Annotated in this window: 9 protein-coding genes; 1 reads left to right on the top strand and 8 read right to left on the bottom strand. The window is 67.9% G+C overall.

What is annotated here, in order from left to right; all coding sequences use genetic code 11:
• Positions 1–254 precede the first annotated feature (254 nt).
• On the top strand, positions 255–725 hold the full coding sequence (locus J8I35_RS32270; protein ID WP_050016596.1) for a hypothetical protein: 471 nt from the start codon (positions 255–257) through the stop codon (positions 723–725).
• A 150-nt stretch (positions 726–875) separates the two neighbouring features.
• Here J8I35_RS32270 and J8I35_RS32265 read toward each other — a convergent pair whose 3' ends face one another.
• The 8 genes from J8I35_RS32265 to J8I35_RS32230 all read right to left on the bottom strand — a co-directional run bounded on the left by J8I35_RS32265 (position 876) and on the right by J8I35_RS32230 (position 23,371).
• Positions 876–1,553, bottom strand: coding sequence for a DUF429 domain-containing protein (locus J8I35_RS32265; RefSeq protein ID WP_209929053.1), 678 nt, complete (start codon positions 1,551–1,553; stop codon positions 876–878).
• Between the two features lie 10 nt (positions 1,554–1,563).
• Entirely contained in the window at positions 1,564–2,088 is a 525-nt protein-coding gene (locus J8I35_RS32260) for an HD domain-containing protein (RefSeq protein WP_006489846.1), read from the bottom strand.
• Positions 2,089–2,208: 120 nt separating this feature from the next.
• A complete protein-coding gene (locus tag J8I35_RS32255; RefSeq protein ID WP_209929050.1) occupies positions 2,209–5,679 on the bottom strand; it encodes a YhaN family protein in 3,471 nt (1,156 codons plus the stop codon).
• A gap of 3 nt (positions 5,680–5,682) precedes the next feature.
• Positions 5,683–6,933 (bottom strand): DNA repair exonuclease, encoded by a 1,251-nt coding sequence (locus J8I35_RS32250; protein ID WP_209929043.1) that lies wholly within the window; start codon positions 6,931–6,933, stop codon positions 5,683–5,685.
• A gap of 443 nt (positions 6,934–7,376) precedes the next feature.
• The gene (locus J8I35_RS32245; RefSeq protein ID WP_209929041.1) at positions 7,377–8,147 is read right to left on the bottom strand and encodes a hypothetical protein; all 771 of its coding nucleotides are present in this window, start codon (positions 8,145–8,147) and stop codon (positions 7,377–7,379) included.
• Positions 8,148–8,669: 522 nt separating this feature from the next.
• Positions 8,670–13,031 carry a thioester reductase domain-containing protein gene (locus J8I35_RS32240; RefSeq protein ID WP_280884923.1) on the bottom strand — a complete coding sequence of 1,454 codons (4,362 nt, stop codon included), beginning with the start codon at positions 13,029–13,031 and terminating at the stop codon, positions 8,670–8,672.
• Between the two features lie 57 nt (positions 13,032–13,088).
• Entirely contained in the window at positions 13,089–17,756 is a 4,668-nt protein-coding gene (locus J8I35_RS32235; RefSeq protein WP_209929035.1) for a condensation domain-containing protein, read from the bottom strand.
• Complete coding sequence (locus tag J8I35_RS32230) at positions 17,753–23,371, bottom strand: type I polyketide synthase (protein ID WP_209929033.1); 5,619 nt, start codon at positions 23,369–23,371, stop codon at positions 17,753–17,755. The genes J8I35_RS32235 and J8I35_RS32230 overlap by 4 nt, the downstream gene beginning before the upstream one ends.
• Between the last annotated feature and the right edge of the window lie 27 nt (positions 23,372–23,398).

Here is a 23,398-nt window from a genome sequence, read left to right as displayed (position 1 = left end):
ACCGAACCCCAACAGCACCGCTTCCCTTCCTCCCGCACCGCGTTTCCGTTAGCGCGAAAGAGGCGTGATTCTATGCATCCGCCCCCATCCGCGCAAGCCCTTTGTGAAGAAAGTTTGAAACAGCCTCCGGGCGCTGGCGCGCACGGACCGTAAAACGCAACGCCCGCCGCCCTCCAAAGATATGACGAAGGCGCCGCTTCCCTTCTATATAAGAGGACGCGGAACAAGCAAGGAAACGGGCGCGGTCGAGTATCATGCCGCGACCGAACCACGCACTCATATTGATGATGGACAGCACGACTCAATCCGGCGACAGCGACCTTCGCGACGAATATGCGGCACTGCGCGAGCGCGCGATCCTGCTGGAAGAACAGGTGCCGCCGCTTCTGCAACGCATCTCGGACATGTTGCCGCGCATCAGCGGCGAATCCGAACTGGCCGACACGCATCGCGAGCGGCTCGTCGGCGCACGCAATGCGGCGCTGGTCTCGATCGAAAACTATCAGCAGGCCATTCCGTTCCTGCAGACGGCCGACTCGATCATCGAGCAGCTGGACAAGGCGCCCGAACGCGACGAAGACATCGAGTGGCGCGAATCGCTGCTGCAACGGCTGGACGAGCTGATCGACGTCGCGGTCGTGATGATCGACGATGCGGACAGCTACTTCGAACACGCGCAAGCCTGCGACCTGTCCAGCGTGCCGAAATCCATCCTCGAGAATTGAGCAGGCTTACCCGAAATCGCGCGATGCAGAGGCGTCGCGCCACGCCCGCCGACAGTCGCTAGCTGACCTCTTCGTCGCCGGGCCTGCCGCATCCCCTCACGAAACGCCCCCTGCGATCGCCATCATCCCGCGCAGAGCAGCACGCCGCTCCTACGGCGAATCGAGCACGATCGTCTCGCTCATCATCGGCACGCGGATGTATCCGCCCGCCGCATCGCCGTACGCATGCGCGTTCCCGTCGATCACGTATTGCGCGGTCAACGCACACAGCGTCGCGTCGCGCGCATCGACGGAACGCAGCGTCGATACGTCAATGCCCAGCCGCTCCAGCAAGTGCCGGCGCTGGTTGCGCTTCTGCTTCGCCGACGCCACGGCCTTGCCCAGCATCGCGCAGGTAATCGCATACGGATAGGTTTCGAAGCTCACGCGTCCGCCCGCGTAGCGCGCGTCGGTCAGCAGCGGATAGGCGCCGGCGAGCGCGCGGTAGACGCGCTCGCCCATGAACATCCAGTCGAAGAAGCCTGACGTGCTCGCGACGGCCTGCGCCCGCGACGGTGTCGGAAAGCACGAGATCCGTTCACGCGCGAGCGCCTGTTCGGCCGCGCGACGGCCGCTCCCTGTCCACCACAGGCTCGGCGCGTCGACGCCGATGGCGACGACATCATGAGCGAGGCACAGGGCGGGCAGCGACTCGGGCGCGATCCGCGCTTCCCGGCAGACGACCGTCGACCCACGCAGGATCACGAGATCGCACAGCTTCCTGTCGCCGCCGACGTCGACGCCCGCCACGGCAGCCGATTGCCGTGCGGCGGATCGGGCCGATCGCATAACGCGTGCGTCAGTCCGCCGGCCGCGCGGCGTACGCGGTGTCGAAGATCGCCTCGAGACCGGGATGGACGCCGCGCATCGGATCGACGACCGACTTCGCCCAATCGAAGTACGCCTGCTTGCGTTCGAGCGGCCAGTCCGCGGGCGGATGCCGGGCGATGTCGCGCAGGTTGCAGATCTTGTCGGCCAGCTTCACGAGCTTCGCGCGCCGGCTGATGGTGGCCGCGTGTTCGACCTGCAGACGCTTGCGTTCTTCCTTAGGCAACGACTTGTCGTCGGTGACTTCCATCACGATGTCCGCCACGTCCTTGCCGAACAGCCGCAGCAATTCCTGCTCGGTCGTCTCCGTATCCTCGACCGTGTCGTGCAGCACCGCCGCGACGATCACGCGTTCGTCCTCGACGCCGGCTTCGTTGGCCAGCACGTCGGCGAGCGCGATCGGATGATTGATGTACGGCGACGCCTCTTCGTCCTTGCGCCGCTGATTGCGATGCTTGTCCGCCGCGAACGCAATCGCGGCTACCAGCTTCTTCATATTCCCCCCTCGTGTGGCCAGACCCGCGACCGTTGAACCGGCCGCATGCGTTTCGGAACTGCTCATACTACCTGTACGCGATGACCCTTCCCGCGCGCCGACCCTCCGGCATACCGCGCATCACGCGCCGGCCGGCGCGCGCTGCAACTCGACCACGTTGACCCGCGCGCCGAATACGTCCCGCACGAGCGGCAGCAGGTGGTCGTGGTGCGTCAGGAACAGCACCTGGGTGCGCGTCGACAGATCGCGCAGCGCATCGAGCCCCGCCTTCGCGCGCGCATCGTCGAAATTGATGAACAGGTCGTCGGCGACGAACGGCAGTGCGGTGCGGCTGCCGAGCTGCAACTCCAGCGCCGCGATCCGCAGCGCGAGGAACAGCTGATCGCGCGTCCCTTCGCTCAGCCCGGCGACCTCGACCGACGTTCCCCTCGCGCGGCGCGCATACAGCGCGGGCGGCGTCCGCTCGGTATCGACGGTCAGCTTCGCGAATTCGCCCAGCGTGAGCCCCGCGAAAATCTCGCCCGCGCGCCGGAGCATCGGCCCCTGCTTCTGGTCGCGGTAGCGATCCGTCGCCCACTTCAGCAAGCGGCTCGCGGTGGCTGCCTCCAGATACTGTTCGGCCGCGTCGCCCATCGCCGCCAACGCCTCCTGCCGTTTCGACTCGGCAACCGCCGCGTTCGCCTGGCCGTCGATCGCGCCGAACGCCTGGTCGGCCACGACCTGCTGCTGCGCCAGCTCGTTCAGCCGCTTGCCGACATCGCCGAGCGACTGCTTCACCGCTTCGAGATGCGCGGGCACGTCGGCAATGTCCTGTTCCGCCACCTCGGCCTCGACGGCGGACCGGGACAGCCCGTCGCCGTCGCGCACCAGCGCTTCATGCGCGGCATCGACCGCCTGCCGAAGCTGGCGCTGCCGATCCGAGCGCTCGGCCAACGGCAGCGCCGCGTCGATCGACGCGACGCCGGCCAGTTGCAGCAGCGGCTGGATGCGCGCATCGGCGCCCGCGACCGTGGCGGCCGCGTCCGCGACCTTGGCGTCGGCCTGCCGCACGGCCTCGTCGGCACGATCGATCGCCCGCGCGACTTCCCTGGCGGCCGCGAGGCGCATCGTCAGCCGGCGCGCCACGTCCGGCCAGTCGCCGCTCGCCAGCCATTCCGGCGCGAGCGCTTCGGCAAGCCGCCGCGCGCCGGCCTCGAGCGCGGCCAGCTCAGCGCGGATCGCGGCGATCCGGTTGCGCGGCGCGTCGGCATCGGCCAGTTCGGCCGTCACCGTGTTCGCGAGCCCGAGCGCGCCTTCCGCCGCGGCCAGCGTCGTCGCGCTCGCGGACAGTTTCGCGTCGGTCAGCGCGTCGCGCCATTGCGCTTGCCACGCGTCGTAAGCCGCTTGTGCAAGGTCGGCCCGCGACTGCGCGGTCGCGCACCCGCGTTCGGCTTCCCGCGCGCGATCGTCGAGACTGTCCTTTCGTGCGGCCGCTTTCTCGGCCGACTGGACGAAGGTCTCGGCAACGGCGACGAGCGCGGCCAGCCCGTCCGACTCGCCGCCTCGCGATACCGTCGACAGCGCCGCACGCAGCGCGGCTTCCGCGCCGGCGCGGGCAGCACGCATCGTGTCGAATTCGCGGCGCTGGCGATCGAGATCGGCCTGCGCGGCGAACACCGCGTCGCGCTTCGCCAGCCAGTCGCCCATCGCCGCCAGCGGCATGCCGGGCACCGCGGCGGCCGTCGCGAGCGCGGCCCAGGCGTCGCGATGCGCGGCGCGTTCGCGCTCACGTTCGTCGAGCGCGGCCTGCCGGCGCGCCACGCCCGCACGCGCGGATTCGACCTGCTGACGCAGCGACTGCAGCGTCGCCGCGGCCTGGGTCGCACCGAGCTGTGCATCGACGAGTTCGTCCGCGAGACGAATCGCGTCGTCGACCGCCGGCGCGCCCGTCACGAGATCGACGGCGCCGCGGCGGATATCGCCCCACGCGCCATCGCGACGCGCGCGTGCCGCCAGCACGTCGGCGGTCGTGACGACCTTGTGGTTCTCCGCGAAATGCCTTTCCTGCAATTCAAGCCGCTCGAGCTCTTCGAGCGCACCGTCCCGCGCGTCGCGCGCGGCAGCGACGGCGCTCGCGCGTTCGCTGTCTTCCTTGAGCAGCGCGGCAAGCCGCGCCGCCGACGGCACGTCGAGCGCACGCAGCGCGTCGACCGGCATGCGCCATTGGCCGAGTGCATCGAGCGCGCCGGACAGCGTGCGTTCGGCAGCCGCGATGTCGTGCGCGAGCGCCTGCTCGCGCGGGCCGCTGTTGCGAAAACCCTGCGCATCGGCCAGCGCCGCGCGCAACGCTTCCGGCGCGTCGACGGTCGACAGGCGCGCGTGTTGTTCGCGGACCTGCGCCAGTTCGCGCGTGCGTTCGTCGAGCGATTCGCGCGCGCCGGCAAGCGCCTGGTGCAGCGCGCCGTGTTCGCGCAGCAGGTTCGCGACGGTTTTCAGCGACAGCGCCGTCGGCAACGCGGCGCGCAGCGACGCTTCGTCCGTCGGCCAGCCGAGCTGCGAAGCCGCCGACGACGCGGCGCACAGGTGCCGCTCGACGTCCGCGCCGAGCAGCAGCAGATCCTGCGCGTGATTCATGCACGCGCCGCGCAGCCGATCGAGCGCCTCGATATCGGCTTCGAGCGCCAGCGTGTCGGCGTCCGCGGCGATCGCATCGCGCGCCTGCCGCTTCGCGAGCAGGTCGGCGCGCCGTTCCTCGAGCACCTTCTGCTCGGCCGCGAGATCGCCCTGCGCCTTCAGCAGATCCGCATACGCGGTCGGCGGCAACTCGACGACCGCGCCCAGTTCGGCCAGCGCCGCGTCCTTGACCGTCAGCTCCTTCAGGTACGGCGCGAGCCGCCGCACGCGTTCGAGCTTCGAGCGCAGCGCTTCGAGCCGGCGCTGTTCCGCGCGCGCCTGCTCGATCTGCTGCTCGACCGCTTCGCGCGCGTCCTTGCGATCGACCCAGTCGCGCGTGCGCACCTGGACCGTCTTCAGCTCGGCCACCGCTTCGTTGAATGCCGTTTCGGCCAGCGCGAACGCGCTACCGCTGCGACGCGGCGCCCACAATTCGAGCGCGCGCGCGTCGAGTTCCTCGCGCACCGGCCCGAGGCTGCCCACCCCGGCAGCCGATTCGAACAGCACCTGGCCGAGCTTGTCCGATGCATCGAGAATGCTGCGGCCGCCATCGACCAGCCGCCCGTGATCGAGCCCGAACATCTGCTCGAAGAATTCGCGCGTCGCGCCATCGAGAATCGACGCCAGATAGTCGTCGGGCAGCTTGTCGTCGGCGGGCGTGCGCAACGGACTGCGCCCGCGCGCACGGTGGAACGCGAGTTCGCCCGTGCCGCTCTCCAGTACGCCGCCGATCCGCAACTCGGGCGTGCTGTGCAGGAAATCGAGCGGCGTCTGCAGCTTCATCCCGAACAGCAACTCGGACACGGCCGTGCGAATCGTCGACTTGCCGGCCTCGTTCGGCCCGACGATCACATGGAAGTCCTCGGCGGCCGACGGGAACCGCAGCGTCTCGTCGGTGAACTTGCCGTACTTGATCAGATCGAGCTGACTGATGCGCATCGCTTATTCCCCCCTCGCGAGCCGCGCGAGCAACGCGGGCCCGACCTGCTCGACCAGCGCCGTCAGCTCGCCCGCGCGCGCCATCGTCAGCAACGGCACGTCCTCCTTCACGTCGCTGCGGACCTTGCCGACGAACGGCTTCAGGTCGCGTTCGAGCAGCGCGAGGAAATCCGGATCGTGCGCGGCATCGGCCAGGATCTGCTTCAGGTCCTCCAGCGCTTCGAGTTGCTCGCTCTCGCCCGACTGATGATCGGCAGCGGACGTCGCGAGCCGGACCTTCTCGAGCCACAGCCGCTCGTTGCCGATGATGCCGATCTGGTTCAGCACTTCCGCACGCAACTGCGGCGCGCGGCCGAAAAAGAGGCCGTGCGCGGGCGTGCGTCCCGTGACGGTGACGCGCACCGCGCGCGGCACGTGGCCGTCGACGGTCAACAGCGCCTCCAGCGACTGGCCGATCTTTCGCGACAGATCGGCCACCGACAGGCAATCGGACGCATCGACCGACACGGCTTCCCAGCGCAGCACGTCGAGATACAGACGTTCGACCTGCGTCCTGCCTTGCTCGACCGTGACGAGCACCGCGCCGCGCCGGCCCGTCTCGCGGATATGACGTCCCTGCAGGTTGCCGGGAAACACGACGGTGGAGGAGCCCGTCCATTGCTGGAATTCGTGCACGTGGCCGAGCGCCCAGTAGTCGTAGCCTTTCGCGTGCAGTTCGGCCAGCGTGCATGGCGCGTAGTTCGCATGCGCCGCGTAGCCTTCAAGCGCCGTGTGCAGCACGCCGATGTTGTAGTGCCCGGGCACCGGGTCCGGATAGCCGATCGCGAGATTGTCGACGACGGCCTTGTCCTTGAAGCTCTGGCCGTGCAGCGCGACGTCGAATTCCGGCAGCCTGACGGTTTCCGGCTTGCGGTGGCCGAACACGGTGACGTTGTCGGGCAGCGTCAGCTTCTTCGTCATCTCGCTTTCGGCATCGTGGTTGCCGCCGAGGACGAACGCGCGGATGCCGGCCTTGCGCAGGCGCCCCATCTGCTGGCCGAAGAAGATGCCGGTGTTGTGATCCTTCCAGTCGCCGTCGTACAGGTCGCCCGCGATCACGAGGAACGCGACTTCCTCTTCGATCGCACGATCCACGAGTTGCCGCAACGCCTCGCGCGACGCGTTGCGCAACTGCGCGGCCGGCGCGTCGGGATACGCGCTCAGGCCGTGCAACGGGCTGTCAAGGTGAATGTCTGCCGCGTGGATGAACTTCACGAAGGTTCCTCTGTTTCATGGCGAACGGGCGACGCCGCTCGCACGGGCCGTGCCGTCATGCGTCGTCCCGGTAGCCGCCGGGCTTGCCGCCGCACATGCGACACGCGTCGGACCGGATCATGCTGCCCGCTGCAAGCGGGTCGGGATGGTACCTGAAAGCGGGTAACGACATGCGCTCTCCGTCGGTCGGGATGACGGGGAAGCACGCGATACCGATGCGAACCGACATTGTGCCGCAGCACGAGCGAGCGACGGCGATACCGCGCCGCTGAAGAACGGGCAGCACACGACATGATGGCCGCGCGATCGCCCAATAGCGCGGATGCGCGCCGAATCGTGTGTCGGGCGAAACCAAACGGAAACGGCGTTGAACAGGCAGCAGGAAAGCACACAGGCTCGCCCCGCGTGCGTCACGATGCACGCGGGCGCCCGGCTACCTGCGCTCACTCGCCGCGCGGGACCGGCGGCGGCGCATAGCCGTTGTCGTTGCCGGGAAACGGATTCGCGCTGCGGCGCAGCGCGTCCTCGTCGCTCTCCTTCTGCGCGAACAGCGCGACGCCGATCACGCCGACGTTCGCGGCATCGCCGTACTTCGAATTCGCGACATAGCTGTCGGGCACGACCGCGAAGCGGAACGCGGCAACTTCGTCGCGGCTCTTGCGGAAGCCCTCGATCGTCAGCGTGCGGCCCGGATACAGCACGTAGCCGCCGTTCGTATAGCTGCCCGGCCGCCCCGACCGCACGTCGAGCCCGTCGACCGTCGACACGACTTCGAACGCGCGCCGCCCCTGGTTGCGCAACACGATCATGTAGCGCGATCCCTCGACGCCCGCCATGTGCCAGCGGCCGTCGCGGCGCGCGAGACGCAGCGGCGCGCCCTTCTCGTCGGTAAACGACAGCGCGATGTCGCCGTTCGCAAGCGCGACGCGGGTCGGCAGCCGACGCACCTGCGACGCGGGAAGATGGCCGGGCAGCACGTCGTTGTAGTAAACCGACGCGAGATCCGTCGGATTCGCCGGATCCGCGCGTTCGAATTCGACCTGCCGGGTTTCGGATCGCACCGACTCGCCCCACGCGGTGCCGAGCCCGCGGCGCTCGCTGGCATCCGGTGCGGGAGCGGACGCGGTGGTACTGGAAGGCGGCGGGGGCGGCGCCGCACAGGCGGCCAGCCACAGCGCGCAGGCGAGCGCGAGAAGACGGAACAGAATGGTCATGACGTGATGCCTCGGAATGTTATCGGACCGCGCCGGGCGCGCCGGAACGGTGTTTTTGTATCGTCTGTCGTCACGGTGTCGATCGGACATGCTGGCCCGTGCCGACCGGCGCTGCCATCGCGGCGACCGGCGGTCGGGAGCCCTGCTATTTAAGCATGGCGCGCGTGCATTGGGCAGGGGTCGGCCGTCGATCCGGGATTGATCGAGCGCGGCACTTCGGTGATATTCGTTGGAGGTATTTTCTCACCGATGGGCGCGTTGCTGCCGGGCGACCCTGCGCGGGTGCATCGTCAAAGCTCGGCACTTCAACCGCTCGCGATCCGCGAATACAGTCGGCAGATAACGTTTCGATGCCGGCGCGACTTGCAACAAGGCAACGTATCGCTCTCGGGCAATGCGGTAACCGGGACGACGGCGGCCCCCCGTCCCGGCATCGACTATTCGACGACGTCGGTCGTCGCGATCCGACGGCGCCGACCTCGGATCATCGTCTCGCGCGCGGTCTCACCGGCGAACCGCCCCTCATGCGGTGACCAGCTTTTCATCCGGCTGCTGGAGAAAACCGTCTTCGTAGAAGTAATCGAAGAACGTGCGCAACCAGTCGTTGGCCGGACGCAGACTCGATGCGAGCACGTCGCCCGCGAGCCGCTTCAGTTGGGTGACGTCGATCGGAAGAATGCGCCCGACCGTCGGATCCGCAACGGGATTCAATTTCTTGAGCACCGGAATCAGCATCGAAAGCGGATGCGCCGGGTCCTGCCGCACATGCTCGGCCAATGCCGCGAGCCACGCGTCGTAGCTCACCCGCTCGATCGCGAAGCCTTCGTCTTCGATGAAATCGACCAGCGCGTCCAGCGAGTTCCAGCGCGGGTTGATCACATGCACGCCCTGCCCCGCGGCAGTCGGGTCGAGCGACGCGCGTACGATGATCCGGCTGACGACGTCGACCGGCAGGATGTTGTCGAATCCGACGTCGCGCGGCGCCTTTCCAAACAGGATGATGCCCTTGATCAATCGACAGAACAGATCGTCCAGGTTCATCCGCCCGCTCACCGCATGCCCGACGATCCGCGCCGGACGATAGACCGTGACGGGAACGCCGCGCGCGTGCGCCTGCGCGAGCAACTGCTCGGCGACCCATTTGCTCTGTTCATAGCCGCTCGTCAGGTGTTCGTGGAACGGCACCGCGAGCGTTTCCGGCAACGCATCCGAATAACGGTTCAGCGTGCCGACCGTGGACACGTAGTGAATCGGCGTCACGCGATGCAGGCTCGCCAGTCTGACGATGTCCTGGGTCGCCAGCACGTTGACCTGCTTCAGCGTTGCGTACGGATAAACGAAGTTGACCAGCGCGCCGTTGTGGTAGATCGCATCGATTTCACGTGCGAGCGCGTCGAATGCAGCCGCCGACAAGCCCAGGTTCGGCTCGCCGAGATCGCCCGGCACGGCGACGATCCGATCGCGGTGCTGCGCGTCCCACAAGCCGTGCGACTGCATCGCGGCCTCGATACGTCGCACGCCGGCGGCCGGATCGTCGGCGCGCACCACGCACATCACGCGTGCGTCGGTCGTCGCGAGCAGCGTATGGAGCAGGTGCACGCCTAGGAATCCGGTCGCGCCCGTGAGCAACACCGTCCGATACGGGCGCCACGCATACGGTTGCCGTGTCCCGATCGCCGGGTCGAGCCGCGCTTCGCCCGGCAAATCGACGGCCGGCGTATCGCGACGCACATCGCCATTCGCGATACTGGCGGCCAGGCCGGCGATCGTCGGCGCGGCCAGCAGCGTTTCCATGTCGATCGGGTGCTGAAGCCGCTCGCCGATCTGATACAGCATCACGGTGGCTTGCAGCGAATCCCCGCCGAGATCGAAGTAATTGTCGTGAATGCCGATACGCGGCTGCTTGAGCAACACGCACCAGATGTCGTGGATCGCCGTTTCCACCAGGTCGCGAGGCGCCGCATGGCGACCATGCCGGCGAACCTCGACGTCACCGGAAAGCAGCCGGACACGGTCGATCCTGCCTTTCGCGGAACGCGGCAGGGCGGCGAGCGCGACGACTGCGCCGGCGGACAGTGCCGGCACGCCGCGCAGCCCGGCCAGTCGGCGCACGATGTCCGCGGCGTCGGCCGTCGCGTCCTGATGGAACAGCGCATGGTCCCATTGTCCGCTTTCGGCGATCCGCTCGACGAGCGCCACCTCATCGACGCCCGCCTGCCGTGCGACGTCGGCCTCGAAATCGAGCCAGTCCGCCGTCGTCTCGTCGGAACACGCGCTTCGGTCGGGCAGCCACGTATGACAGCCATGCTCGGTGTGCCACGCGTCCAGCGTCGTGCGCAACCACGTACCGTTGCGCGTGACGGTCAGGCTGTCGCGGTCCGGCTTGCCGTTGCGCAACATCAGATCGGGCACCGAATGCCCCGACACGACGAGCGTACCGAGCGCGTCCCCACCCGCCGGGTTCAGATGGGTGTCGGCGACGAACACGGATTCATTGGCCGATACCACGCCCGATTCGACGCGATCGAATCCATCGGCCGACGACACCGCATGCGGGAGCGACCACGCAGGCCAGCACAATTGCCGGAAACGCTTCGCGCCGGGTGCGAGCTCGGCGAGTCTCGCGGCGTCCGCACGCGTCAATGAGCGTGCATCGGCCATGACCCAGTCGGTGCGAAGCGCGCCGGCCGACAGCATCGACGCGGCGCGGACGATATGACGCGTCGCTTCCGGACTCAGGACGATACCGTGCCAGTGCGCATCCGGAGACGCCGCTCGCCGCAGAAACGCGGGATCGCCGGCGCTCGCGATCTGGTGCAGCGACAGCCCGGCACTCAGTGCGCCCAATACCGTCCACAACGCCGTATGCGACAGCGGCCCGTCGCCGAGCGCAACATCCCGCGATGCACCGGCCGGTAACGTCGCGCCGAACGCGCGCGCGGCTTCGACAAGCTGGGCGTGCGTATAGCGCACGACATGCCAATCGCCATCGACATCGCGCCGCAGCAACGAACATGCGCCCTGTACCGGATCTGAACGATCGTCGAGCGCACCGTCGATTTGCCCGTACATCGGGTCCTGCTCGTCGAATACGTAACACATGACGCCGGTCAACGGCGTATGCTGCGCGGTCGTCACGCAGCTTCGCAGCGGTTCCGGCGACCAACTGCCGTCGACGAGCGCATCGAACGCGGCCGACGGCAGATTCGGATCGGTCATCGCGCAATCGACGCCATACGTCAGCCCGGACAGCAGCAAGACCAGCCCGGAGACGGGGTCGTCGCATGCAATCAGCACGCGCTCGCCCGGCCGATAGCCGAAACGCCGCCATTGATGAACGGCACGCTGCACGCGATCGGCCATCGTTCCATAGGTGACGCCGTGCGCGCCGCCCGGCGACTCGCGCCCGTCCAACCGGGCAAAGGCGATTCGATCCGGCGTGCGTGCGGCATGCGCGGCGATATGCGCCGACAACGTCGCGTCGCCCATCGATGCGTGTGCGGATGCGTCGGACACGCCGCCGGTACCCGTCGACGGTCGCGCATCGAGCATGAGATCGCGCACTTTTCGCGGGGTCGCGTCGGCCAGGATTTCGAGGAGCCCGCGGTACTGCGACGCCATGCGTTCAATGAACGCCGCGTCGAAACGGGCCGTGTCGTAGGTCAACTGAAACGTCAGCGTATCCGTCGGCAATACGATCAGCGCCAGCGCATAGCTCGTTTCCTCGACGGCGCGCGGGTCGTCGATCCGCCACCCGCAACTCGCCGCGAGCCGGTCGAACGCATCCCGGCCCGGATAGTTCTCGAATACGTAAAGCGTGTCGAACAGCGATTGCTGGCGCGGCACTTCGCTGCATTTCAATACGTCCGCGAGTGCGCTGTGCGCATGCTGTTCCAGGCGCTGCGTACCGGCTTGCAAGCGTCGCAACCAGTCGGCCGTATCGAGCTCGCCGTCGAGCGTCGCACGCCACGGCAGCGTGTTGATGAACAGGCCGGCCATGCGTTCGATGCCGTCCACTTCTGCCGCACGTCCCGATACGACGATGCCGCCGACGACGTCGTCGCAACCGCCGTAGCGCGCAAGCAGCATCGCCCACGCACCCTGGCACAGCGTATTGAGTGTCACCCGGGCGACGCGGCACGCGCGGCCGGCCGCCTCCATCCATCCGGCCGGCATCGTGTCGGCCCGAACCGACAGCGTGCGGCGCGTGTCGGCGCCGCTTGTGGCACCGTTCGCCGGCGAAGGGCATACCGACGGCGCGAATCCTGCCGGCCTGCGATAGCCGCGCAACAGATCGCGCCAATAGTCGAGCGAACTGTCGCCATTGCGTGTGCGCAGCCACGCAACGTAGTCGCGATAGTCCCGCGCGACGGCAGGAAGCGGCGCGTCCGGGCGGGAATAACGCTGAAACACCTCGCCGAGCAGCAATGGCATCGACCAGCCGTCGAGGATCGCATGGTGATAGGTCCACAGGAACCGATGCCGCTCGTGACCGAGTTCGATCAGCGTGACGCGCATCAGCGGCGCGACGCTGAAATCGAAGCCGCGCGCGCGGTCGCTCGCGAGCAATCGATCGAATCGATCGGCTTGCTCGTCGGCCGCGTGATCGCGCCAGTCGATCACCTCGAACGGCAACCCGACCGTATGCCGGACGACCTGCAACGGATTCTCTTCGTGCAGGCGAATGAACAGCGTCTTGAGTGTGTCGTGGCGATGCACGACCGCTTCCCACGCGCCGCGGAATCGCTCGAGGTCCAGCGGGCCATGCAACACGCAGGAAAATTGCTCGACGTAGATGCCGGAGGCCGGATCGAGTCGCGAATGGTGAAGCATGCCTCGCTGCAGAGGCGTGAGCGGGTAAATGGTGTCGACGTTTCGGGTCATCCTGGATTCCTGGTGCGGTCATGCTCGACGAACGCGCGGTATCGCGCGCCGCCGCGTTCAGCGCTCGAGTGCATCGATTTCTTCCAGCAGCGCGTCGAGCGCGTCCTGGTCGACATCGAGTTGAGGAACGTCGTCGGGTGTCAGACCGCCCACCCCGTCGGCGCTGCAATGGCGAATCAGCATCGTCAGCGCCTCTTCGACGCGGCACATCAGGCAGCCGATGCTCTCATCGACGCCCGGCACCCCGAAGAAGCTGGACTCCACGGTCAGCCTGCCGCGCGACACGTACGCGACGACGTCCAGCAGGTGCGTGCGCCGCTGGCGCGGGCTGCGGATGCTCGGCGCCGGTTCGGGCGGCCCGCCGTACAGCGGCGACGACGGTCCCGACAATTGCTCCAGTTGACCGAGGTAGGTAAACAGGATCGGTGCGCGCGGAAACGATGTCAGCGCATCGGCGCCGGCCTGCGGTTTCGTGTCGAGATAGCGCAGCACGCCATAGCTCGCGCCCTTGCGCGGCACCTCGCGCAGTCGGGCCTTGACCGACTTGATGAGCGCCGACGGATCCGCGGCGGTGGCCGGCGTGTCGATCAGCACCGGATAGATCGACGTGAACCAGCCGACCGTGCGGCTCAGGTCGATCGCGTCGCCGAGGCCATCCCGGCCATGCCCCTCGACGTCCACCAGCAACGCATCGCTGCCGCTCCAGGCATGGAAACCCGCGTGCAGCGCGGCGATGAGCAGATCGTTCGCGTCGGTGCCGTAAGCACGCGGCGCCGTGGTTCGAAACGCGTGCGTCAGATCCGCATCGAGCGTGATCGCACAACTGAGCGACGATTCCTGATAAGCATGCTGAACGATCGAGGTCAGCCCGTGACGCATCAGCGCCACCCGCTTCGGCCCATCCAGCACGTCGCGCACCTGTGCGTTCACGTTGCGCCAGTAGAGACGGTCGTCGTCGAGCGCGTCGCCCTGCGCCAGCGCAAGCCACTGGTCCACCCAAGCCTTTACGGAGCTCGTCTTCGGCGGCAACGCCGCCGCCGTGCGGTCGCGCAAGCGCAGATAGCAATCGGCCAGGTCCTGCAGCAGGATGCTCCAGGACACGCCGTCGATCGCCATGTGATGAACGACGATCAGCAGCCGGCTGCTCGACACGCTGGTGCTCTCGAGCCACCTGACCGCGATGAGCCGACCGCCCTCGAGGTCGAGGCTGCGCTGTGCGGCGTCGATCGCATCGCGCCACATGCGTTCGCAATGCCGGCCAGCCGAGTCGATACACGGGACGATCGCAAAATCGACGGCGTCGGCGCCGCCGTCGCCGGCAAACATGTGCCGCATTCCATCGCCGTGCGCGACAAACCGGGAACGCAGCACGTCGTGATGCCGCATGACGACGCGAATCGCCTCGGCCATGATGTTCGCGTCGGGCGTCTCGCCGAGCGGAACGAGCAGCGCCTGGTTGAAGTGCGAACGATCGACGTCGACGCGCTCGACGAACCATTGCGCCGCCGGACCGAGCACCGTCTCGCCCTGCACCGGCCCCTGATCGACATCGAGGCCCGGCGTCTCGCGCACCACCGTCGACAGGCCCGCCACGGTCGTATGCAGGAAAATGTCCTGCGGCCTCAAATACATGCCGTCGAGCGCGGCCCGCGATACGATGACCGCGGCGAGAATCGAATCGCCGCCCAATTCGAAGAAATCCTGATCGACGCCGACCGACGGCTGGCCGAGGACGTCGGCCCAGATCGCAGCGAGTTTGCGTTCGATGTCGGTCGACGCGCGACGGTCGGCCCGCTCGCTTGCGCGAGGCAGCGGGAGCCCGCCTGCGTCGAGTGCGCCGCCCGCGTCGAGCGGCAGCCGGTCGAGCACCACGATCGCGTCGGGGTGCATCGCGTCCGGCAACGCATGCTTCAATGCCGAACGCACCGCGTTTTCGAGCGCATGCGCATCCACGTGGCCGTCATCCGCGACGAGATAGGCGACCAGCATTTCCTGCGTGTCGCGGACGACGCATGCACAGGCGACGGCGGCCACACCGGGGATCGCGGAGATCGCCTGTTCGACCGTGCCGATTTCGATCGGCACGGGCCGGTGACGCGCGACCCGTGACGAAGGATCGGCGCACAGCAGGTCGCCGCCACGGCGCACGACCGACACGCCAGTGGGTATCAGCGCCCTGTCCGGGGGCGCGGTTTCGAGTGCAGCTCCTGCAGCCGACGCGCGGATCGACGCGCCGTCGAAGAAATGCAGTTTTCCGGCCTGGCGATCATCGGCGAAACTTCCGGACGATCCGAGCGCGAATGCAACACGTCCCGGATACGACGGCGCCAGCAATTGCCAGCCGTCCGGGCCGGCCGCAAACGCACACAGCGCCGAACCGGTAGCCGCGTGCTGCACCGGGACGAAGTACGCCGCCGTGGGTATCCGGTTGGCCGCGGCGAGCGACTTCAACGGTTGCGGATGCTCGCCGTACGCGACAAGCGCGCGTGCCCGCCCCACGCCGGCGACGTCCGCACGTTGCAACAGAAGCGACGGCAGCAGGAGCGACGGGCCGTCCGCGAGCAACCGGTCGAGTGCCGCGTACGCGATGGTCGCGATTGCCGGGTCGCCGGAAGCGAGCGCACCAATGGCGGCCTGCTCGGACAATCGAACCGTGCCGCCGACAAGCACGGCCTGCGCAAGCGCCGCTGCCGACAGCCAGTCATGCGCGCCGTGCGGAACGAGCACCGTTGCGTGGGCGTCGAGATGGAGCAATTGACCGACATAGTCGAGCAGCGGCTCGACCGCAGAAGCGCTGCCTGCGGCAACGCCGTCGCCGCGCGCGGCGTCATCGCGCGCCTGCACCACTTCTATCGTGTCGATCTCCCAGCCGGACCAACCATCGCCACGACCGCTGCACACTGCGTCGGCCGTGTCGCCCGACACTGTATAGCACGCGCCGACGGCGCGGATCGCGAGCAACGCGACCGCGCGCTCGGCGACACTTTGCAGTCGGAGTTCGACGCGTTTTCCGACGCCGATCCCGAGGGCGTCCAGTTGTGCACGGACGGCGCGAACCGCATCGCGGACCTCGCCGCCGCTGATCGCGCGATGGTCGAATTGCCACACCACGCGCGACGCATCCCGCTGCATATCGGATTCGGCATCGGCCGCCCGACGCACGAATGCGTCGGCCGCGGCAATGCGGCTTCGCGCATCGTCGGTCGGTGCGGTCGCGAGTGTGTACTGGTGCAGCGAACGGCGCGTGTCAGCCACCACCTGCTCGACGAGATGCGCATACTGGCTCGCGAATCGCGCGATCGTTTCGTCGTCGAACAGATCCGTATTGAACGTCCAGGCGGTCAGGTATTCGTCACCGAGATCCTGTACGTTGAGCGTCAGGTCGTGTGTCGCGCCGCGCGTACCGGTGCTCGATGCGGCGAGACGCTCACGATAGAACGGCACGCCGCTCCCGCCTTCGGCGGCGAAATCGCCGCGCGCCTGGTTCCAGTTGTACATCACCTGGTAGATCGGCGACCGGCTCGGATCGCGCGCCGGACGCAATGCATCGACCAGCAACGGAAACGGATAATCCTGGTGATCGAGCACGCGCAGCATCATTTCGCGCGTGCGCTGCAGCAGCGCGTCGAACGAATCGTCCGGTCGGACTTCGCACGCGAGCACGACCGTGTTCACGAAATGACCGACCACGCTCTCGCTGCCCGGCGCATTGCGCCCGGAAGTCGGTGCGCCGATCATCACCCGCGCCTGCCCGGTGTGAAGGTGAAGATGCAATTGATAGACCGCGAGCAGCAGCATGTACGGGGTCACGCGCAGCAGCCGGGCCGTGTCGCGCACCTGCTGCGATAGCGTCGCGCCGAGCGACGGATCGTAGACGCGTCCATGCTCGGTTTTGCGCGGCGGGCGCAACCGGTCGGTCGCGAGGCTCAACACCGGAAATCCGTGTGCCAGCTCGCGCCGCCAGAACGCCGCGAGATGCTCGCCGTCCGCGCCGTCGAGCCGTGCGCGCTCGTGTTCGACGCAATCCTTGTACTGCACCGGCAGCGGCGGCAACTTCAGCGGCTCGCCCGCGCGGGCGAGACGGTAGAGCGTGCGAAGCTCGTTGAGCAGGATCTCGAGCGACCAGAAATCGGCGGCGATATGGTGAACGTTCAACAGCAGCACCACGCGAATCGCGTCGGCGCCGTCGTGCTCGTTCAGCAGCAGCTTGAGCCGGATCGGCGATTGCGTCAGATCGAACGGGCGATTCGACTCTTCGTCGATCCACCGGCGGATCGCGGCTTCGTCGGCCGCGAACACGCGATCGACCGAGAACTGCGCGCGCGCTTGCGACCCCACCTGCTGACGCGGCTCGCCATCGATCACGCGGTACGCGGTGCGAAGGATCGGATGGCGTGCGATCAGATAGTCGACGCAGCGGCGCAGCGTGGATAGGTCGACATCGTCGTCGATGCGCGTCGCATACGTCACGTTGTATGCCGCGCTGTCGGGATTGAGCTGATGCAGCGACCAGAGCGATTTCTGCGCGAACGAGAGCGGGTAGGTGCCCGCCGTTCCCGCAAATTGCTCGAGCAGCGCGATGAGCGTCGCCTTGTGGGTCTTCAGCTCGTCGACGAGCGAAGGTGTGACCGCGCCCTTCGGCGCCTTGTATTGCAGCTTGCCGTCCTGGGTCCAGAGCTCGATGCCGCGCCCCGCCAGTTCGTTGATGAATTCGATCGAGCTCACAGCTCTCCTCCTTCCATTTCGACGCCGAACGTCGCTTCTCCTGACACCACGTCGATCCGGTCCGCCGCGCGCGATGGGGGTGTTCCGTCGGGTGCCCGCGACTCGCTGCGGTCGAGCGTCGTCACGATCGTGCGCACGACGTCGTCGACGGACGCGCCTTCGAGCAATCGCCCGAACGGAACATCGACGCCGAGCTCGCTGCGCAATGCATTGCGGAATTCCGCGGCCATCAGCGAATCGAGGCCGAGCTCGATCAGCGGAATATCCGGCGCGATCCGCTCGCTCGACGTATGCAGGGTCGCGGCGATGGCGTCGGTCAGGTGTCCGCGCAGCAATTGCATGCGCTCGTCGTCCGGCACCCCCGCGATGCGCTCGCGCAAGCCAGGGCCGGTACCGGCCGGGCGACTCGCCGGCGGCGCTGGCGGCACGAGTTCCGACAACAGCGCCGCCATCGCCCGGCTCGGGCTGCGCTTGATCAGCGTATCGACTTCCACGTTCCAGATCTGCGTCTGCCCGTCCGGTTCGGCGACCAGCGCGTCGAACACGCGCAGTGCGACGTCCGGCTCGATCGGCTTGAGACCGAACGATGCGATGCGGCGCAGTTGCCGCGCGTCGAGCTGATCGACCATCCCGTTGCCGCCCCACAGGCCCCAGTTCATCGTGTGCCCAGGCAGGCCGTCCTGGTTGCGCACGGCCGTCAGCGCGTCCACATAGGCGTTCGCGGCGGCGTATGCACATTGCCCCGGGGAGCCGATGCAAGCCACGATCGACGAAAACGACACGAAGTGCCGCAGCGGCAGATGCGCGGTCGCGCGATGCAGATTCAACGTTCCCGCGACCTTCGGCGCGAGCACCTTCAATACGTCGGTCATCGGCTGGGTCGCGAACAGGCCGTCGTCAAGCGTGCCCGCCGCATGCAGGACGCCGACGAGGGGGTGCGCGGAATCCGCTTCGAGCGCATGGACGAGCGCGTCGATGTCGGCGGACGAGGCGACGTCGGCCGCCACGAATTCGACGATCGCGCCGTGCGCATCGGCGATCGACGCAAGTCGCGCGCGTTCGCTGTCGGCCGGGACCTGGCGGCTGGCCGACACGATCTTCGGCACGCCATTCCGGATCAACTGCTCGATCACCCGCGTGCCGATTGCACCGCGTCCGCCCGTCACCAGATAGGCGCCGTGCGCAAGCGGTTGCGCCGCGCCGGCGTCGCGTGCGACGAGCCGCGGGACGTATACGGCGTCGCCATGCGACACGAACTGCGTCTCGCCGGTCGTCGCGGCGCCCGCCACTGCGGTCAGCGCGCGCGCGCAAGACGTCGCATCGGGCGCCGGCAGATCGACCACGCACACCGGAATGTCGCCGCTCTCGTGCATCAGGCTGCGGGCAACGCCCCAGGCCGCCGCCTGAAACGGCGCTACGCGCACGTCGATGCCGGGCACGTGCTGCGCCGCGTGGGTCACGATGCAGACGGCCGGCGTGCCCTGCGGCCAGCGAGCCGACTGCACTTCGCGCCATAGGTTCGCGAAGCGCCGGTAAGCTGCGCCGACTGCGGCGAGTTCATCCTCTGATTCCGCGTCGTCTCTCGACGGCCACACATAGAGCAGCACGGTACGTCGTGCATCCAGGCCGGCTAGTGCATCGTCGAGCGCAGCACGAATGCGCCGGGTACCTGCATCGTCGTCGAACAGGTCGTCCGCCGGCAGCGCCGCGATTGCACACGCGTTGTCAGCGTCTTCACATGCCTGCGCCAGCATCGCGTCCAGCGCGGACCCGTTGCCGATCAGCACGAAGTTCGCGCGCGCGTCGGCCGCCTCATGTTTGGCCGCAAACAGCCGCCAGACGAGCGTGTTCAGCGCGACAGGCTCCGCGACCCGCTGAAACCGTCGCGGATCGACGGCCATCAGCCGCAATCCGGAGACGACGGCGACGCAGCTGCCCGCGTCGTCGTATATCCAGAGATCCGCGGTAGCAACGCTGCGCTTCACCCGAGCCCGCACTGCACACCACACCGCCTGCACGCCGCGCATCGGCATGCAAGCGATCCGTTCGATGCCGATCGGCACGAAGGCGGTGTTCAGCTCGGCATCCCATAGCGCGCCCGCGACGGTCTGAAACGCATTGTCGAGCAGCGCCGGATGAACGATGCGGACGAGGTCGTCCGTGCCGTCCGGCTCCATTTCGATTCGGGCCAGCGCCACGTCGTCGCCCCGCGACAGCGCGCGAATCGAGCGAAATGCACCGCCGTATTCGAGCCCGGTCGCTTGCAAGCGCGCGTAGAAACCGTCGACAGGCAACGCGTCGCCGCATTGCGCGCGCCATTCATCGAGCGCCGGCACGTCGGACACGTCGGCAACGCCATGCGTCGTCCCGATCTGCGCGGCGCACTGCAACATCCATTCGGGTTGCGACGCGGCCGTGTCGTGGCAGGCGTGAATGTCGATCCGCACGCCTGCTTCGCCCGGATGCGAGGGGTCGCCTGCGTGCACGACCGTGCCGAACGTCACCGCGTTGCCGGGCTCCAGCGTGAGCGCGTTATCGAACGACACCTCACGCGCGACCAGCCAGCGGCCGGCCGCGGATTCCGTATCGCCGCCATCGCGCCGCGATGCCGCGTCGAGCAGCGCCTCGACGAAGCCTGCCGCCGGAAAAACGAGTTGCCCGTGCACGCGGTGTCCGCCCAGAAACGGCAGATGCCGATCGGACACCTCGCTCTCGTAGCGAAGATGATCCGATGCCGGAATCGCGAGATGCCGGCCCAGCACGCCGCGACCGGCGGTCCGACGCGCGCCGGTTGCGCTCGTCAGCACGTTCGCCCGCTGCGCCGGCTCCCGCGCATTCACCCAGTAACGCTGCGCTTCGAGCGGATACGGCGGCAGCACGCCGCGGCGCGCGGCTTGCCGCATCGGCGCACCGGTTCGGGAGCGCTCGTACGCATGCCAGTCGACACGACGACCGCACATATAGACATGTGCCAATGCACGCAGCAACTGCTCGGTTTCGCGCCCGTCATTGCTCATCGACGGCAGCGCAATCACGTTGCGATGATCCGCCCGCTCCGCCGTGCACGCGGAGACGAGGCTCGAAAGCGTCTTGCCAGGCCCGATCTCGATGACCGTCGTCACCTTGTCGTCGAGCAGGGTGTCGACACCCGCACGGAAGGCTACGGTGGCCCGGACATGCTCGACCCAATACGCGGGATCGCACAGGCGTTCGGCCTCGAATCGGCCCGTCACGTTGGACACGATCGGAATCGCAGGCACGCGATAGCGCACGGTCGCGGCGACGGCGCCGAAATCGGCGAGCATCGGCTCCATCAGCGGCGAATGGAATGCGCGCGATACCGCCAGCGCCTTCGTCGCGATGCCGCGCGACGCGAACAGTCGCTCGATCGACTCGATTGCGCCCGGGTCGCCCGACACCAGCACGCTCTCCGGTGCGTTGTCCGCGGCGATGGCGACGCGTCCGGGGTAGTCGCGCACCGCATCGGCCACGTGACGCACGCTTGCGAACACCGCGAGCGCACGGCCCGGCGCGGTGAGCGTATCCATCAAACGTCCGCGCGCCGTCACGAGACGGCAGCCGTCCTCGATCGAGAACACGCCGGCGATGCATGCAGCCGCGTACTCGCCGATGCTGTGGCCCATCACGACCTCCGGCACGACGCCCCAGTGCATCCACAAGCGCGCGAGCGCGACCTCGAGCGCGAACATCGCCGGTTGCGTGTAACGCGTTTCGTTGATCCGGTCCTGATGGTCGCCCCACAGCACGTCCACGAGCGACAGTTCTCCTTGCGCCTCGATATGGCTGTCGCATGCGTCGAATACGTCGCGAAACGGCGCGAAATCCCGATAGAGCTGTCGAGCCATCCCGGCGCGCTGCGCGCCCTGTCCGGTAAACAGGAACGCAAGCCGGTCGCGGGCGCCGCCCGGCTGCCCGCTCCGGACCGTCATGGCCCGCGCCGCGTCCGACAGCGCATCGAGCAGCGTGTCGCGAGCATCCGCGACAATCGCCACGCGATGCCGATGGCTGTCGCGCGCGAGACGCAGCGCGCTGGCGACCGCGTCGGGCGCCAGCGACGCGTCTGCCCGCACGTGCGCCGCGCAGTCTTCGATCGCCTGTTTCAACATCGGCGCCGTGTGGGCGGACAACGGCCAGATATCGTGACGCGCGTGCCCGGCCAGCGCGACGTCCGCGTCGGGTTCCGCTGCGCGCGTCTCCTGCCATGCCTCAATGATCAGGTGTGCGTTCGTGCCGCTCATGCCGAACGAGCTGATCGCCGCGATACGCCGGCCCGGTCGGGACGACGGCCACGCCGCATGCTCGGTCGGCACGCGAATGCCGTTCGCATCCCAGTCGACGTGCGTGGTCGGCGTATCGAAATGCAGGTGCCGCGGCAATTCACCTTTCTGCAGCGCGCACACGACCTTCATCAGCCCCGCAACCGCGGCGGCCGATTCGAGATGCCCGATATTCGTCTTGATGCTGCCGACGTACAGGTCGCCGGTGCGATTCGTGTCGCGGCAATACACGTCCTCGAGCGCACGCAGCTCGATCGGATCGCCGAGCGGCGTACCGGTGCCGTGCGCCTCGACGTAGTCGACGTCGGCCGGCGACACGCCGGCATGCTCGAGCGCGTCGCGGATCACGTCGCGTTGCGCACGGCCATTCGGCGCCGTCATTCCGTTGCTGCGCCCGTCGTGATTGACGGCGGAGCCGCGGATCACCGCCCGGATCGGCCTGCCCTGCGCCCGCGCGTCGGACAGCCGCATCAGCGCGACGACGCCGCAGCCTTCGCCGCGCACGTAACCGTCGGCGGCCGCGTCGAACGTCCGGCAGCGGCCGCTCGGCGACAGCGCCTGAAGCTCGCTCAGCGCGATCGTCATCTCCGGCGACAGCATCAGGTTGACACCACCCGCGAATGCGACATCGGACTCGCGGGTACGCAGGCTATGGCAAGCCAAATGGACGGCGACGAGCGACGACGAGCACGCGGTGTCGAGATGCAACGCCGGGCCATGAAACCCGAACAGATAGGAAATGCGTCCGGCCGCGAAGGGCCGCGCGGTACCGAGCGAGGTCTGCGCATAGCTGAGCGCGTCACCCGCTACGCTCTCGCTGACGCGCGCGTAGTCGTCCACCGACGAACCGACGAACACGCCGGTTCGGTACGACGCGATCGTTTCCCGCGAAAAGCCGGCATCTTCCAGTGCACGCCACGTGCATTCGAGCAACAACCGCTGCTGCGGATCGATGTGCGGCGCCTCGCGCTCCGACACGCCGAAGAATCCCGCATCGAAACGATCGACGTCGTCGATGAACCCGCCATGCCGGCTGTAGCTCGTGTCGCGCCGGCCCGGCCGCGGATCGTAGATCGCATCGGTCCATCGGTCGGCCGGCACCGGGCCGACGGCGTCGGTCCCGTCCGCGAGCATCGACCAGAGCGCGTCGGCGGAATCCACGCCGCCGGGCAGGCGGCAGCCCATGCCGACGATGGCGATCGGTTCGTTCATCGCGCTGCGCGCTTCTGCCAGTTCGCGTTGCAGCGCGTCGATCTTCAGCAACGCTTGCTTCACGGGTGTAAGGGGCGCGGCGGGCGCGCGATTGGACTCGATCATGTGTACCACTCCAGACGTTCGCGGAAC

The organism is Burkholderia sp. CpTa8-5 (assembly GCF_017815045.1).
GTDB classification, from domain to species: domain Bacteria; phylum Pseudomonadota; class Gammaproteobacteria; order Burkholderiales; family Burkholderiaceae; genus Burkholderia; species Burkholderia sola.
This window is presented reverse-complemented; position numbering and strand designations above follow the sequence as displayed.